We start from the raw sequence: 13923 nt of genomic DNA on the forward strand, positions 1-13923 counted from the left end.
CCCCTCAAGCATCGAGCCCCCCCCCCCTTCGCCCCCCCCCCCCCCCCCCCCCCCCCCCCCTCTGCCCCCCCCCCCCCCCCCCCCCCCCCCCCCCCCCCCCCCGCCTCGGCCCGGTCGTTGACCTGGAGGTGCAGTGCGGCCAGCACGTCCTCCAGATTGCGGAACTCCTCGTAGAACTGACGGGTCGACAGGCCCGCCGCCTCGCTGAGGGCGGCGACGGTGGTGTGCCGGTAGCCGGGGCCGGCGCCGAACAGTTCGAGCGCCGCGTCGAGAAAGCGCCGGCGCCGATCGGCCCTGCGCTCCTCTGCGGACTTCCCGGCGTAACGGCCGCTCGGTGCGCCCAGTCTGTCCGGCACCGGCCCTCCCCTCCTTGTTCGCAGGGCCGATTTTGTCGTGCACGCAGTCTTGTGGAGAAGGGGCACTCGTCCTTACTTTTCAGTAAGTTGATTCTGAAAGCGCCTGTGTTCAGATTCCCGCAGTCCCCGCTTTGGCATGTTCAACTCACCCCCACTCGCAGAGAAGAGAGCAGTCATGCCGCTCCGCAGAACCAGGCACCTGTGCGTCCTCGCCGCCGCCCTCGCCCTGACCGTCACCGCCCCCGCCTCCGTCGCGAGCGCCGCCGACGCCGGGCAAGGCTCCTCCGACGCCCTGCGCGAGGTGCTGTTCGTGGGTAACAACTGGGACGGCACCGCCGATGTCATCGAGTCCACCGGCGACTTCGCGCGGATCGGCCGGATCGACGTCGTCCCCGACAAGGACGAGCGGATGGCCGAGATCAACGCCGACCCGATCCACTGGATCTACTTCATGGCCATCCGCAACAGCGTCGGGGAGGGCCACGACCAGTTCGTCGACGACATGTACTCCACCCCGGACGGCACCTCGGTGGTGGTCTCCCGGCCGAGCTTCGCCGATGTGGTCTCCCTCGATCTCACCACTGGTCAGATCAACTGGCGCTTCCCCGTGTCCGGTTACCGCTCCGACCACATGGCCGTCTCCCCCGACGGCAAGCGCGTCGCCGTCTCGGCCTCGACCTCCGACAGGGTGCACGTCCTGGACATCGAATCCGGCGAGGAGATCGGCTCGTTCGCCACGGGCGCCAAGCCGCACGAGAACGTCTTCAGCGCCGACGGCAGGCACATCTGGAACATGTCCATCGGGGAGGTGAACACCGCCCTCGACGCGCCCTGGCTGGACTGGACGAAGGGCGACCGGCGCATCACGGTCGTCGACGCCACGACCTTCGAGCAGGTCAAGGTCATCGACATGCGCGAGCGGCTCGACGCGGCTGGCCTGAAGGACCACTCGGACGCGGTCCGCCCGGCCGCCTTCTCCCCGGACGAGTCGAAGCTGTACTTCCAGGTCTCCTTCTTCAACGGCTTCCTCGAGTACGACGTCGCCACCGACAGGATCACCCGCACCAAGACCCTGCCGAAGAACCCGGCCACCAGCAGCGACCGCACCACCTGGGTCAACGACTCGCGCCACCACGGCATCACCATGAAGCCCGACGGCACCAAACTGTGCGTCGCCGGCACCATGGACGACTACGCGACCGTCGTCGACCGCTCGACCCTGCAAGAGGGGCCGCTGGTCACCGTGTCCAAGCCGTACTGGGCGACCGTCAGCGGCGACGGGAGGTCCTGCGTGGTCTCCGAGAGCGGCGCCGACCGGGTCACCGCCATCGACTTCGCGACCGGCGAGAAGACCGTGTCCGTTCCCGTCGGCGACCACCCGCAGCGGGTGCGCCTCGGCCAGGTCGGGGCCGACTGGTCCGGCCCGTCGGGGAGCTGACCCGGCCCGGCGCCGAGGACCGGCGGGTGGCGGGCTCAACCACCCACCCGCCGCGTCACGTTGAGCAGGTACTCCTTCCGGTCCAGCGGGTTGTGGTCGGTACGCGGGCGCCGGGGCACCGCGCCGTACAGGACGGGCGCGTAGTGCCCGAAGGCGCTCTCCAGCTCGCCCTCGCCCCGGGTTAGGCCCGGCAGCCGCTGTTCCAACGCGTGCACCCGGGCCGCCGGGACCGTGCCGTCCAGAAGGCAGAGCCCGCCGCGGATCCGTGTGGTCCGCGGTACGGCGCCGGAGGCGGTCAGCACCGGAAGCAGGCCGCCGAGGGTGTCCGCCGGGGCCTCGAGCCGGAAGCGGTGCACCGGCTCGCACACCACGGTTCCCGCCCGCCGCAGGGCCTCGGCCAGGACCAGCGGGGTGAGGCCCCGGAAGTCGGCGCCGGTGCTCGACATGCTCTTGTCGAAGCCCTGGTGGGCGTGACTCTGGCGGGGCCAGTAACCGGAGTGGGTCATGGTGACCACGCAGTCGGCGACCGCCCAGCCGTACAGCCCCTGTTCGAGGGTCTCGCGCACGGTGTCCTCGACCGCCCTGAAGAAGGCGTACGGCATCGCGCCCAGCTCCACCTCCAGACGGAAGTCCGGGCCCGCCCCCGGGGGAGCGGGGTCGACCCGCAGACCGACCGTCGCGAGGAACGGGTTCGCGTCCTTCCCGATGAACTCGGCCGCTGCACCGGAACCGGCCGGCCGCTCGATGCACAGCGGTGTCGTCCCCCGGAAGGTCACGCCGATCCCGTACTCCTCGGCGAGGGTGGCCTGGACGACCTCCTTCTGCACCTCGCCGTAGAGCGACACGGAGGTCTCGCGCCGCCGCTCGTCGTGGCGCAGGGCGATCAACGGATCCTGTTCGGCGAGCTGGGCCAGCGCGAGATGCAGCGCACCCGGGTCGGTGTCCGGTCCGGGCACGACGACGCTCTCCAGGGTGGGAGGGGCGAAGACGTGCCCGTGGTCCTTGCGGGGTTCGCCGAGCGCGTCGCCGATGCGGATGTCCGCCAGTCCCCACAGCCGGGCGATCCCGCCCGCCGGCACCGCGTCCGTACGGGCGTCCGAGCCGTGACCGAAGACACTGATGCAGGTGACCCGGCCCTCCGCCGCACCATCGGGGCCGAACGGGATCCGGTCGCGGATGCGCAGCGTGCCGGAGAACATGCGGGCGTAGGCGACCTTCTCCCCAGCCGGTCCCCGCTCCACCTTGAACACCGTGCCGGACACCGGCCCGTCGGGGTCACCGCCGGCGGGGGGCAGCAGTTCCCTGACGCCGGCGAGCAGAGCGTCGATGCCGGCACCCGTGAGGGCCGAGCCGAAGTGGACGGGGTGGACGAGGGTCTGGCGGGTCTGCTCGACCAGGGCCGCGCGCAGGTGGGTGTCCGTCAGGGCCCCCTCCACGTACGCGGCGAGCAGCTCGTCGTCGTGGACGGTGAGGACGTCGAGGGCGGCCGGGCGGAGCCCGGGGACGAACCGGGCCCCGGGTGTGCCGAGCCGGCCCGTGGTGCCCATGGGCACGATCGCCGGGGTGAGACGCGTGGAGATCGCCCTGAGCAGTTCCGTCTCCTGGGCCCCGGGCCGGTCGATCTTGTTGACGAAGAGCAGGGTCGGGATGGACAGCCGCCGCAGCGTGCGCATCAGCACCCGCGTCTGCGCCTGTACGCCCTCCACGGCGGAGAGGACCAGCACGGCCCCGTCCAGCACGCCGAGCACCCGCTCCACCTCGGCGATGAAGTCCGGGTGGCCGGGCGTGTCCAGGAGGTTGACCGTCACGTCGTCGAGCGGGAACGAGACCACGGCGGACTTGATGGTGATGCCGCGCCGACGCTCCAGCGCGAGCGTGTCGGTGGTGGTGCTGCCGGCGTCCACGCTGCCGACCTCGTCGATCACACCGGCCGTGTGCAGCAGCCGCTCGGTCAGGCTGGTCTTACCGGCGTCGACGTGGGCGAGGATTCCAAGATTGAGCACGGGCACGAAGCGTCATGTCCTTCGAAGAGGGGGCTGTTCCTTCCAGGGGGGACATGAACGGTGCTCGCACTGCTGCTCCTCGGGGCCTGGACTGTGCTGTCCCCGGAATGACAGCAGATTCGCGCGGACGCCCGCAACGGGTTAAGCGGGCGCCCCGGGCCGGGATGGCGGCGGCGACGCGGGGAAGTCACCAGGGTGGAAGAAGAGCCGATCGTGCGCGACATTCTCTCGGTGCTCGGCCGCTGGTACGCGGCCCGGGAACCGTTCGCCCTGGCCGTGGTCGTCGAGGTGAGCCGCAGCGCGCCCCGGCATCCGGGGGCGGCCATGGCCGTCGGCCCGGGCGACGAGGTGGTGGGCAGCGTGTCCGGGGGCTGTGTCGAAGGCGCGGTGTTCGATCTGGCGCGGGAGGCCGTCGCGGACGGCGAGGCCACGAACGCACGGTGATCTGTGTACTCACCCACGACCCGAAGTCCGATGTACCGCTGCTGCTGGAGGCGCTGCGCCGGCCCGCCGCCTACATCGGTGCGATGGGCAGCCGCCGCACCCACGCCGAGCGCACGCGGCGACTGGCCGAAGCGGGCCTCACCGAACGCGAACTGTCCCGGCTCCGCTCACCCGTCGGGCTCGATCTCGGCGCCCGTGCCCCCGAGGAGGTGGCGGTGTCCGTGGCCGCGGAGATCGTCGCGCTGCGCTGGGGCGGTACGGGCGCACCGCTGTGCGGGACGCGGGGAGCGGTCCATCCACGGCCCCCGGGACCGACGGCGACCGGCTGCGCGGCCTGGTCACCGACCGTGACCTGGTGGTGCGGTCGGTCTCCCGGGGCGTGGACACCGAGGAGACCACCGTGGCCGGCGCGTGCAGCGACGACCTGGTGGCCGTGGCACCGGACGACGACCTGGACCACGCGGTACGGCTGATGCGCGAGCACGCCGTGCGCCGCCTCCCGGTCGTCGAGGGCGGACAGGCCGTGGGCGTCGTCACGCTGGGCGATGCCGCCATGGAGCGCGACCCGGAGTCCGCCCTGGGCGACATCAGCGTGGCCCGGCCCCATGCATGAGCCGACCCGGGTCTACGGGGAACTCCGCGCGACAAGCGGCGGGCTGGGACCGCGGCGACATGCGCGACGGCGGGTGTTTGCCCCACGCGGCCACGGGGACCCGGAGGCCAGCGGAAGCAGAAGGAAGTTGATGCGTCGTGACAACGGAGATCAGTGGCGAACCCCGGCCCCGCCGACCGGAGACCGGCTGGGCGCGAGCCCGGCGACTGCGCGGCAAGGACCCTCTGCGGACCTGCCTGCCCGCCGTGGCCCGTGACACCACCTCCACGGTCCCGGGGACGGGGACGGAGGGGAACATAGTGCGGGGCGAGGACTAGCGGTGTCCCGACGGACCGGTCGGGCACACCTGGGCTGTGATCCGTGCGACTGCTGCTGATGTCCGACACCCACCTGCCCCGGCGGGCCAAGCGGCTGCCCGGTCCGCTGCTCGACGAGATCCCCCGTGCGGACGTCGTCTTCCACGCGGGGGACTGGGTCGACACCGACACCCTCGATCTGCTGGAGAGCCGCAGCCGCAGGCTGGTCGCCGTGTACGGCAACAATGACGGCCCCGAGCTGCGCGCCCGCTTGCCCGAGACCGCGTACGCCGATCTCGGCGGACTGCGCTTCGGCGTGATCCACGAGACGGGACCCGCCGCGGGGCGGGAGAACCGGTGCGCCGCGCTCTTCAGCGATTGCGACGTACTGGTGTTCGGACACAGTCATATCCCGTGGGACACCACCGCGCCCACGGGACTACGTCTGCTCAATCCGGGCTCTCCGACGGACCGCCGCCGTCAGCCCCACTGCACCTATATGACCGCCGTGATCACCGGTGGCCGGCTGACCGAGGTGGATGTGCGCCGACTGCCCCCGCCCTGATGGTCCGGGCCGCTTCGTGTCGGTGGAAGCGGCCCGGGCGCTGTGAGTACGTGCGCTTTCACGGACCTCCTTCCCACGATCGGAGGTGGTACCGGGCGGTTACCCGTCCGTGCCGGACTCACACATCCCTCTTCGCTGGGTCTGCCGGACGGCACCGAGGTCGCGGTCGCGCATGATATGGGCGACTTCCGCGACGGAGGCCTGCGGCCCGACGGTCACGGGTGCGGCGGTCATGATGTCGCGGACGTGCTGTGCCATGACGTATCCCTCTCGTCCCTGTCTTCGCGTGGCGTCCCGGGTACCCGCCGGGGCCGTACGGTCAGCGTGCGCGTGCGGCTTCGAAGGGACGGTCGCGGACGAGCGGCACGTGCGGGTCCGGCCGCGCTGCTCGCCACCGTACGGACGGACGTCACCACCCACGCCTTCACCGGTCACGAGGTTGCCTCCTCCAGCAACGCCGAGGAGGTTCTCCGGGCGGACTCGATGACATGTACGGAAGCGTGTTGTGAGCCGTCCGGCGGGCCGCCGGGTCGTCGGCGCAGCAGGCCCGCCGGGTGGTCGTCAGCGCAGGACGAACTCCGCCCACACCTGCTTGCCCCCGCTGACCGGAAGGGTGCCCCAGGCCGCCGACACGGCCTCGACGAGCAGGATGCCCCGGCCGCCGGTGGCCTCCCAGCCGATGCTGGTGGGCTTCACGGGGCTGCGGGGCGAGGAGTCGGCGACCGCGAGCCGCAGCCGGCCGCCCACCAGGGTGAGGTCGAGACGGACCTGGCCCTCGGTGTGCACCAGGGCGTTGGTCACCAGTTCGGACACGGCGAGCAGGGCGGCGTCGATGTCCACGGTCACGCCCCAGGAACGCAGCGTGCGCCGGGTGAAGCGGCGGGCGTGCCCGACCGCCTGGGGCACCCGCCACACCGTCCAGCTCTCCCTCAGCGGGCGCGAGGTCATGCCGTCGTAGCGCATCAGCAGAAGGGCCACGTCGTCGCTGCGCGGTGCCTTGCCGAGCAGGGTGTCGGCGATCGCCCCCAGGTGTGCGGGGTCGGAGGCGGCCAGGTGCCGGGCGAAGCGGTCCATGCCCTCGTCGATGTCGGCCTCGTGCGACTCGACCAGGCCGTCCGTGGTGAGGGCGATCATCGTGCCGGGCTGCAGCCGCAGCGGGCTCATGGGGAAGTCGCTCTGCCGCACCACGCCGAGCGGCGGACCGCCCTCGGCCTCCGCGATATCCGTACGCCCGTCCGGGTGACGCAGCACCGGCGGCAGGTGACCGGCGCGTACGCACCAGGCCAAGCCCTCCTCCATGTCCACGTCGACGTAGCAGCAGGTCGCGAAGAGGTCCGTTTCCATGTCCATGAGCAGCCGGTTGGCGTGGGACACCACCACGTCCGGGGGGTGTCCCTCGACGGCGTAGGCACGCAGCGCGGTGCGCATCTGACCCATCAGGGTGGCGGCGCCGGCGCTGTGCCCCTGGACGTCGCCGATGACGAGGGCGACGTGGTTGTCCGGCAGCGGGATGACGTCGTACCAGTCGCCGCCGAGTTCCAGCCCGGCGGTACTGGGCAGATAGCGGGCGACGGCGACCGCGCCCGGCAGCCGGGGCAGCCGGCGGGGCAGCAGCTGGCGCTGGAGCATGCCGACCAGTTCGTGTTCGGCGTCGAAGGCCCGGGCCCGCATCAGGGCCTGTCCGGCGAGGCCGGCGGCCGCCGTGAGCAGGGCCCGTTCGTCGGCGCCGAAGTCGTGCGGCGCGTCCCAGCCGATCAGGCAGGCACCGGCCATGCGGTTGCCGGCGGGCAGCGGCAGAACGGCCAGACCGCCGGGGCCGACCTCGGCGAGTGCGGTCTCGAGCGGGGAACCCGCCGGCCAGATACTGGCGCGGCCCTCGCGCAGGGCGGCGGCGAGGGTGGGCATGGTGCGCACGGGAGCGTCGGGCCACTCGGTGCGCCACTCCGCGCGCCACAGTTCCGGCCACGCCTCCGGCTCGGGCGGGTCCAGGACGGTGACCACGAGCCGCTCGCTCTCCAGCTCGGCCAGGGCGATCCGGTCGGCGCGCAGCGGCCGGCGCAGCGCGGCCACCACGGCCTTGCCGACGTCGCGGACGGTGACCGCGGTGGCCAGCGCGGCGGCGAGCCGCTGGACGCGGGCCACGTCCGTGATGTCGGAGCGCAGCGTGGAGGCGTCGGCGACGGAGCCCACGAGGCGGGCCGGGCGCCCCTCGCCGCCGGGCAGCAGCCGGCCGCGCAGCCGGAGCCACTTGGGCGGTCCGGCGGGCTGGAGCACCCGGAACTCCAGTTCGCGCTCGCCGATGGTCATGTGGTCGGCCTCGACGACCGACATCAGTGAGGGCAGATCCTCCGGCACCGTCAGGCCCAGCAGGGTCTCCACCCGTCCGTCGAACTCACCCGGCTGGAGGCCGAAGAGCTCCAGGATGTCCTCGTCGACCCGGACCCGGCCGGTGTCCATGGCAAGGCTGAAGCCACCGGACGGCAGCTCCGCGCCGTCGGTGGCAGCCGCCGGCGCGGGGAAGACGACGGCGTCGGCGACGAGGCCGAGGCAGACACGGTCGTCGGCGTCGAACCCGCCGGGGCGCTCGCTGACCGCGAGGAGACAGCCGCCGCCCCGGCGCACGGGCAGCGCCGCCAGATGGAAGTCGCGGCTGGGCACGCGCCTCGACTGGGCCTGTGCGGCGAGGTCCTCGGGCCTCAGCCACACCGGCCGTCCGCGGTGCGCCTCCGCCACCGGGGTCCACCCCGCGACGGGATAGCTGTCCCGTACCCCGCACAGCGTTCTCGGCATCCCGGCGGATTCCGCCAGATACAGCAGCTCCCCGTCCGCGCCGGGCGCGTACACGGCGGCGAACGCCGCCCCGGCGAAGACGAGGGCCTGCTCCAGGATCCTGCGCACCCGCTCGGGTGACTGCGGGTCGACCGCGATCGCCGTCAGGGCACCTTCCGCACGCAGCGTTCTCGTGCTGCGTCCCGCAGCGCCCTCACTGACCACATTGGCCATTACAGCGCTTATGGGACACCGGCGCAGCCCCTGTGAGCGTTCGGCGGCCGACGGGTTGCCCCCTGCTTCCCCCCCAATGGACTTCGGCGGCAGGCCATGGGGCCCTGGCCGCGAGGTGACCGGAGGGGTGCTCCGCGGCACCGGGTCGTGGCCGGCCCGCTCTCCCCCACCACACGGCACAGCCCCTCGCCGCTCGTCGTGCGCGACGGCCCGGCAGGGAGGAGATTGGGTCGCGGGCGCGGCCTGCGAGGAGGTGGTCGGCATGTCCGAGGGGCAGTCGTCCGCGCATGCTCCGGCGGGTGCGCGGATGCCGGTCGGCCGTCCGCTGCTGTCGCTGACGCTGGCCTCGATGATGGACGAGGTGCACGCCCACTCGGGGGCGGTGTATCTGCTCGCGCCGGACCAGCCGGTGCTGGAGATGGCGGTGATGGCGGGGCTGCCGCGCGCCTTCGCCGCCCCGTGGGAGCGGGTGGCGCTGAGCGCGCCGATCCCGGTCGCCGTCGCGGTGCGCGAGCGGCGGCTGGTCTGGGTGTGTGGCGAGGAGGAGATGGCCCGGCACTATCCCCGGATCGCCGTGGCGCTGCCGTACCCCTTCGCGCTGGCCGCGCTGCCGGTGGCGACCTCCGCCAAGGCGTACGGGGCGGTCTTCGTGACCTGGCCCGGCGGGCACCGGCCGGAGCTGTCCGACTCGGAGCGCGATCATCTGACCGCTTCCTGCGACCGGCTGGCGGTGCGGCTGGAGCGTGCCGCCGAGCAGAGCCTGCCGCTGGAACCCGAGCCCGACCTGCTGGCCGCACCGCCGGCGGGCGGCATGTCCGGCACGCTCGGCTCGGTGGAGGCGGCACGCATGGTGTCCCGGCTGCCGTACGGTCTGTGCTCGCTCGATGTGCACGGGCGGGTCGGCTTCGCCAACGCGGCCGCCTCCGAGCTGCTGGGCGTTCCGGCGGACCGGCTGCTCGGCGCCCACCTCTGGGCGTCGGTGCCGTGGCTGAACGACCCCCTGTACGAGGACCGCTACCGGGCCGCCCTGTTCAGCCAGCACGTCACCTCGTTCATCGCGCTGCGTCCGCCGGGCGAGTGGCTGTCCTTCCGGCTGTATCCGAGCACGACCGGACTCAGCGTCCGGATCAGCCGGGCGCGCGCGGTCACTGAGATGAACCGCACGGCACCGCGGCACGGGCGGGACGGCGCGCGGCTGGTCACCATCACCCAGGTGCTGAGCCTGGCCGGTGCGCTGACCGAGGCGGTGGGGGTGCAGGACGTGGTGCAACTGGTGGCGGACGAGATCGCGCCGGCCGTGGGCAGCCAAGGGCTGGTGGTCCTCGGGCCCCGGGCGGGCAGGCTGCGGGTGCTGGGACACCGGGGGTACACGAATCCGCTGGTCGCGGAGCGGTACGACGGGATGCCCCTGTCGGAGCCGACCCCCGGCAACCAGGTGCTGCGCACGGGGGTGCCCGCCTTCTTCGAGAACCGCGAGGAGGTCGAACGTCTGTATCCGGCACTGGCGGACAACCTGTCCGAGTTCTCGGCGTGGGCCTTTCTGCCCCTGATCGCCTCGGGGCGCCCGGTGGGGACGTGGGTGCTGTCCTACGTGTCGGAGCACCACTTCGTGACGGAGGAGCGGGCGGTGCTGACCAGTCTGGCGGGACTGATCGCCCAGGCCCTGGAGCGCGCCCTGCTCTACGACGCCAAGCACCGGCTCGCGCACGGGCTGCAGGAGGCACTGCTGCCGCACACGCTGCCGCAGCTGGCCGGGATCGAGGCGGCCGCACGCTATCTGCCGGCGACCCAGGGGATGGAGATCGGGGGCGACTTCTACGACCTGGTGCCGACCCAGGGCATGGCGGCGGCGGTGATCGGGGACGTACAGGGGCACAACGTGACGGCGGCCGGGCTGATGGGGCAGGTCCGCACCGCCGTGCGCGCGTACACGGCCGTGGGCCAGGCGCCCGAGGAGGTCATGCGCAGCACCAACCGGCTGTTGCTGGACCTGGGTTCGGATTTGTTCGCGAGCTGCCTGTACCTGCGGCTGGATCCCGCGCACGGACGGGCCGTGATGTCCCGTGCGGGTCATCCGCCGCCGCTGCTGCGCGGGCCGGACGGGCGGGTCCGGGTACTGGACCTGGCCGGCGGCCCTCTGCTGGGGATCGACGGCTCGGCGGCCTACCCGTCGACCGAGGTGGACCTCTCCCCCGGTTCGCTGCTCGTTCTGTACACCGACGGTCTGGTGGAGTCCCCCGGTACGGACTTCGAGGAGTCCCTGGCCGGTCTGTGCCGCCGCCTCACCGACCTGGGTGACCTGCCTCTGGACCAGCTGGCCGACGCGCTGGTCCAGCACGGCGCGAACGCGGAGGGCCGCCTGGACGACATAGCGGTGCTGCTGATCGGGGTCCTGCCGGACGACTGACGCCGGCGGGCCGCCGTGGGCCGGGGCACGATCCCCGGCCCACGGGAGTCCCTCGCCTGGCTGTGCCCTGGTCCGTCACCCCACCGCACGGGTCAGCGGTCCACCCTCGTGAGCACGCGGCCTCCGGACGACGGGCCGGTGTACGGAGGGTCCGCACGGGACGCGACGCGGCCGGCCCGGGCCGGGATTCCGCGCGGCGGCAGCTGGACGTCCCGCACAACGGCCGACGGCAGGGCCCGCCCGGAGCGGGCTCCGGGTCAACGGCCGGCGCCATGCGTGCCGCCGCACACCCGCACGCGGCCACCGAAGGGCCCCACTCCACCACGGAACGCAGAAGGCCATGTCGCCCACAACGGCATCCGGCACGCACCTTCCCGCCGACGCGCGTGCCGCCGTACACCCGAAGCACGACCGCCGAAGGGCCCCGCCGCACCGCGGGAAACGGAAAGCCACGTCACCCACGGGGGTCGTCCGGCACTCCTCTCCCGCGCGGGCGCGTCCCTTCGGACGCAGGGACCCGTGGAAGAGGGCGCGTCGCCGTGCGGGTCTGCGGGCCGCCGTCCCGCAGACCGCGGCCCGGCCCGGCCCGTCACCGCTGGGTGGCGGGGCCGGGCCGGGGCGCACGGGGCAGAGGGGTGTCAGCGGGTCCGGGTCAGGCCGGACCCGTCCTCGGCTCCCTGGCCGGCTCCCGCACCGGCGTCCTCGCCGCCGGCCTCCTCACCCGGGCCGGACTGCTCGCCGCCCGCCTGCTCGCCGCCCGCCTGCTCGCCGCCCGCCTGGTCGCCGCCTGCCTGGTCGCCGCCTGCCTGGTCACCCGCGCCCGCGCCGCCTTCCGCGCCGAGGGTCGCGCCGACCGCGGCCAGGGCCGTGGTGACCGGCTGGAAGAACGTCTCGCCGCCGGAGGTGCAGTCGCCGCTGCCGCCCGAGGTCAGGCCGACGGCGAGGCCGTCCCGGGTGAACATCGAGCCGCCGCTGTCGCCGGGTTCGGCGCAGACGTCGGTCTGGATGAGACCGGTGACCGTGCCCTCCGGATAGTTCACCGTGGCGTTCAGGCCTAGCACCTGGCCGTCGGCGAGCCCGGTGGTGCTGCCCATCCGGAACACCTCCTGACCGACGGTGGCCTCAGCGGCCTGGGAAATCGCCAGCGTCTGGTCGCCGAGGTTGACCTCGCTCAGTGCCCGGGTGGCGGGGTCGTCGTACGTGACCAGCGCGAAGTCGCCCTCGCCGGGGAAGACCGCCTGGTCGACCGTGGCGATCGGCTGTCCGCCCTGCGCGTCGGACCACTGATCGCCCCCGACGGCACAGTGACCGGCCGTCAGGAAAGCCGGAGTGCCGTCGCCCGCCGTGACGTTGAAGCCGAGCGAGCAGCGCGCACCGCCGGAGAAGATGGCGTCGCCGCCGGACACGAACGTCTTGAAGGTCCCCGCGGACTTCTTGATGGTGGCCATGCCGGAGCCGAGGCTCTCCACGGTGGACTCCAGTTGGTCCCACTTGTCCCCGGTCACCGTGCTGTCCGCGGTGACGAGGATCTTGTTGGTGCGCGGGTCCACGGCCCACGAGGTGCCGGGGATGGTCGCCTCCGCCTTCAGTGTCCGCGCCCCGGTCTCCAGCTCGGACATGCTGTTGTCGACCTCGCGGACCGCCGCTCCCGCCTTCTCGGCCTGGACGACGACGTTGTTGTTGTCGCCCGGTACGACATTCACGACGAGCTGCTTGTTGTCGCCGTCGTAGTAGGAGCCGGCGAACGCGTCGCCGAGGAGCCCGGCGAGCCGCGAGGCGAGATCCGAGGCGTCGCCCGCCTTCAGGGTCTTCGGCGCCGCCGCCACGCCGTCCGACGTGCCGTCCTGCGACGCGTTGGCGTTCGGGAGCAGGATCGCGGCGGCTCCGAGCGCCACCACACCGCCCACCGCTATCGCGGCCTTGCGCTTCGGAATTCGCTTGTGACTCAAACTACTCGACCTCCTGGGGGGACCGGAGTCGTGCCGCCGTTCGGCAGCTGTCGGGGGCGCCTGGATGGCTGTTGGTACGCACGGGGCGCGGGGCGTGTTCAATCCCGCCCCGCTCTCACACCGCGTCATCGGCCATGTGCACCGCGTCGCGATCGCACAGCGGAATCGCGGCTTCAGCGAATCTGCACAGCGAATGCCCAACCCGGTCACCGGAGCCGGTGTTCGCCCACAGGCCGGCCGGCCGATCACGCCTTTGGGGCGGTGTACCGGATTCCGGCCGCCGGGGCGCAAGGGACCGGATGAGCCGATGCGGTGCGCCATGTGAAGAACTCGCCGCCGAGCCGTGCCCACGTCTGCACGCCTGGACGCCGACCGGCCGCAAGTTGCCTGGTGAGACGTTTGGTTGATTGGAAGCCCGCACCCACCGCGTGCTTTGATCCATCGCACCGCAAGGCCGCTTCGGGCTCCCGGTGACGGGCGTCCGGCGCCCGCGGTCCGCGGCCTTCGTCTGTTCCCCGGAGAGGGCCGCTCCCCCTTGTGACATTCCATACGAAGGGAAGTTCCATCATGAACTCCACCCCCCAGGTCGAGACCGTCGAGATCTCCGACGCCGACCTCGACAACGTCTCCGGCGGCCTGTCCGTGAACGCCGTGAACACCCTTACGGGCGCGGTGGACGGCATCGCCCCGGTCTCCGGCCTGGTCGACACGGTGGTCGGCACCGTCGAGGGTGCCACCGGTCTGAACACCGCCCCGGTCACGAACCTGGTCGCCGGTCTCTGACCGCGTCCTCGTGTCGCCGAGTCCCGGAGCCGCCCCCCGGCTCCGGGACTCAGTGATGCGCCCGAA

At 72.7% G+C, this 13923-nt stretch carries 10 protein-coding genes and 3 pseudogenes; 8 read left to right on the forward strand and 5 right to left on the reverse strand.

The genetic code is table 11. The features are described 5' to 3' along the window. Positions 1–104 precede the first annotated feature (104 nt). A pseudogene (locus tag ACZ5C2_RS10215) lies at positions 105–356 on the reverse strand (helix-turn-helix domain-containing protein); the annotation flags it as partial. Positions 357–531: 175 nt separating this feature from the next. On the opposite strand from ACZ5C2_RS10215, the gene ACZ5C2_RS10220 reads away from it, so the two are divergent. Continuing rightward, positions 532–1794 (forward strand): YncE family protein, encoded by a 1263-nt coding sequence (locus tag ACZ5C2_RS10220; RefSeq protein WP_468788646.1) that lies wholly within the window; start codon positions 532–534, stop codon positions 1792–1794. A 35-nt stretch (positions 1795–1829) separates the two neighbouring features. Here ACZ5C2_RS10220 and ACZ5C2_RS10225 read toward each other — a convergent pair whose 3' ends face one another. Continuing rightward, positions 1830–3803 carry a GTP-binding protein gene (locus ACZ5C2_RS10225; RefSeq protein WP_468788648.1) on the reverse strand — a complete coding sequence of 658 codons (1974 nt, stop codon included), beginning with the start codon at positions 3801–3803 and terminating at the stop codon, positions 1830–1832. 282 nt (positions 3804–4085) lie between these two features. Between ACZ5C2_RS10225 and ACZ5C2_RS10230 the strand changes: the two genes are divergently transcribed. The 5 genes and pseudogenes from ACZ5C2_RS10230 (at position 4086) to ACZ5C2_RS10250 (ending at position 5715) form a co-directional block, all read left to right on the forward strand. Further along, on the forward strand, positions 4086–4241 hold the full coding sequence (locus tag ACZ5C2_RS10230; RefSeq protein ID WP_468789134.1) for an XdhC family protein: 156 nt from the start codon (positions 4086–4088) through the stop codon (positions 4239–4241). Continuing rightward, positions 4229–4546, forward strand: a pseudogene (locus ACZ5C2_RS10235) (XdhC family protein); the annotation flags it as partial. The gene ACZ5C2_RS10230 and the pseudogene ACZ5C2_RS10235, both read left to right, overlap by 13 nt. Then, entirely contained in the window at positions 4513–4854 is a 342-nt protein-coding gene (locus tag ACZ5C2_RS10240; RefSeq protein WP_468788650.1) for a CBS domain-containing protein, read from the forward strand. The pseudogene ACZ5C2_RS10235 and the gene ACZ5C2_RS10240, both read left to right, overlap by 34 nt. A 137-nt stretch (positions 4855–4991) precedes the next feature. Then, complete coding sequence (locus ACZ5C2_RS10245; protein WP_468788652.1) at positions 4992–5171, forward strand: hypothetical protein; 180 nt, start codon at positions 4992–4994, stop codon at positions 5169–5171. A 43-nt stretch (positions 5172–5214) separates the two neighbouring features. Continuing rightward, a complete protein-coding gene (locus ACZ5C2_RS10250; RefSeq protein ID WP_468788654.1) occupies positions 5215–5715 on the forward strand; it encodes a metallophosphoesterase family protein in 501 nt (166 codons plus the stop codon). 138 nt (positions 5716–5853) lie between these two features. Here the strand turns inward: ACZ5C2_RS10250 and ACZ5C2_RS10255 are convergent. Both ACZ5C2_RS10255 and ACZ5C2_RS10260 read right to left on the reverse strand, forming a co-directional pair. After that, positions 5854–5973 (reverse strand): annotated as a pseudogene (locus ACZ5C2_RS10255) (CBS domain-containing protein); the annotation flags it as partial. 303 nt (positions 5974–6276) lie between these two features. Continuing rightward, entirely contained in the window at positions 6277–8718 is a 2442-nt protein-coding gene (locus tag ACZ5C2_RS10260; protein ID WP_468788656.1) for a SpoIIE family protein phosphatase, read from the reverse strand. A gap of 262 nt (positions 8719–8980) precedes the next feature. On the opposite strand from ACZ5C2_RS10260, the gene ACZ5C2_RS10265 reads away from it, so the two are divergent. Then, positions 8981–11125, forward strand: a complete 2145-nt coding sequence (locus ACZ5C2_RS10265; RefSeq protein WP_468788658.1) for a SpoIIE family protein phosphatase — start codon at positions 8981–8983, stop codon at positions 11123–11125. 638 nt (positions 11126–11763) lie between these two features. Here ACZ5C2_RS10265 and ACZ5C2_RS10270 read toward each other — a convergent pair. Continuing rightward, positions 11764–13074 (reverse strand): S1 family peptidase, encoded by a 1311-nt coding sequence (locus ACZ5C2_RS10270; protein ID WP_468788660.1) that lies wholly within the window; start codon positions 13072–13074, stop codon positions 11764–11766. Positions 13075–13641: 567 nt separating this feature from the next. Between ACZ5C2_RS10270 and ACZ5C2_RS10275 the strand changes: the two genes are divergently transcribed. Beyond that, positions 13642–13857: a type A2 lantipeptide gene (locus ACZ5C2_RS10275; protein ID WP_360406196.1), complete on the forward strand. Its 216-nt coding sequence runs from the start codon at positions 13642–13644 to the stop codon at positions 13855–13857. Positions 13858–13923: the final 66 nt, after the last annotated feature.

This window comes from Streptomyces sp. NPDC031365 (genome assembly GCF_055569765.1).